Below are 1,126 nucleotides of genomic sequence, written 5' to 3' on the forward strand. Positions count from 1 at the left end.
AGCATCGTCGATTAGTAGCTTGCATTGGAGGACGCCAAACCCCGTCAGTTTCCGAAGTGCCATTACGTCTTGTGCGTTTGTCATGGAGTCGCGTGTTACGTCTGCGGCATTTCAGTCGGGTAACGTCCGGGTTCACCGGGCGGCGAGAGAAGACATTTTATTGGGACACGCGGCAATCGCCGCTCCGTGTGCAACCCATTGTTATCGTGCGGCGATTGGAGTGAACGCGATGAAGATTGAGATTGAAGTGGTAGAGCGTGACAACGGAAGCAAGGATTACACCGTAACGAACAATGGCAAGTTTGCCGATCGGCTGACCTTTGACGAAATGTTGGGGCTGATTGCATCGTTGACCATGCCAGAATCACGCCGCTGCATCCAATGGTTGAAGACGCAAGATGAATGGGATCAGCGTGAACAGCGATTGCAGGGAATACGTGAACGAAATGCAGACAAAGAAACAGCGTTCGGTTAGTCACGATAACGGTTGACATCACCGGGTGGCGGCGAACGACGTGCAAGCAAACGAAAAAGCTAACCACCGCCACTCCGGTGCATGTCTTGGTTCTCCGCGATTATACTTACGAGCCGGGCCCCAAACGGGCATAGGCCGCGATAGCGGAAAACAACGACGGGACGTCGCCAGTCTGGACTCCGTCCACCTGGGTGACACCATCGTGGCGAGTTCGTAGCAGTGGTGCAAGCAGGGAATCAGCCAACAAAGTGGAGAATTGTGCATCCTCGAAAAGTGTGAATCGAGTCGATCGCGATACAGATCCGTGTTCGTGTGGAGCCAGATGTCCGAAGCAAAGACGCAAACGATGAATCGGAGCCGAGCATGTGTGACCCAGGCCGTCCAGTATCCCGGTATTCGTTGCCGCGTGTTCGACGTCGCGAAACACGACACGGCCAAGGCGGTCTACGGGCCGGCCATTAGTCGTCAGCGTCTGGATACCGATCGTTCGTCGTTGAAGCGGATCGACCGCGCACCAGTTCGGATAACGTCCGGCGTCACCGGGCGGGGAGAGTAAAGTTGTCCATGTCAAATCCGGCCGCAAGCCCCGCTCCGTGTGCACGCCATGGTTATCGGCCATCTGTTGGTTCGAGTAATAGCTCGGAAACAACC

At 55.4% G+C, this 1,126-nt stretch carries 1 protein-coding gene and 1 pseudogene; one reads left to right on the forward strand and one right to left on the reverse strand.

Annotation, left to right across the window (positions count from 1 at the left end):
- The first annotated feature begins 229 nt into the window (after nucleotides 1-229).
- Nucleotides 230-475 (forward strand): hypothetical protein, encoded by a 246-nt coding sequence (locus Poly51_RS30235; RefSeq protein WP_146462681.1) that lies wholly within the window; start codon nucleotides 230-232, stop codon nucleotides 473-475.
- Nucleotides 476-581: 106 nt separating this feature from the next.
- Here the strand turns inward: Poly51_RS30235 and Poly51_RS31155 are convergent.
- Nucleotides 582-1,126 (reverse strand): annotated as a pseudogene (locus tag Poly51_RS31155) (hypothetical protein); the annotation flags it as partial.

It is taken from the genome of Rubripirellula tenax (assembly GCF_007860125.1).
Classification (GTDB): Bacteria; Planctomycetota; Planctomycetia; order Pirellulales; family Pirellulaceae; genus Rubripirellula; species Rubripirellula tenax.

Excerpts from the sequence above, each read along its gene's own strand:
- Poly51_RS30235 (WP_146462681.1), top strand. The coding sequence starts at position 230 with ATGAAGATTGAGATTGAAGTGGTAGAGCGTGACAACGGAAGCAAGGAT.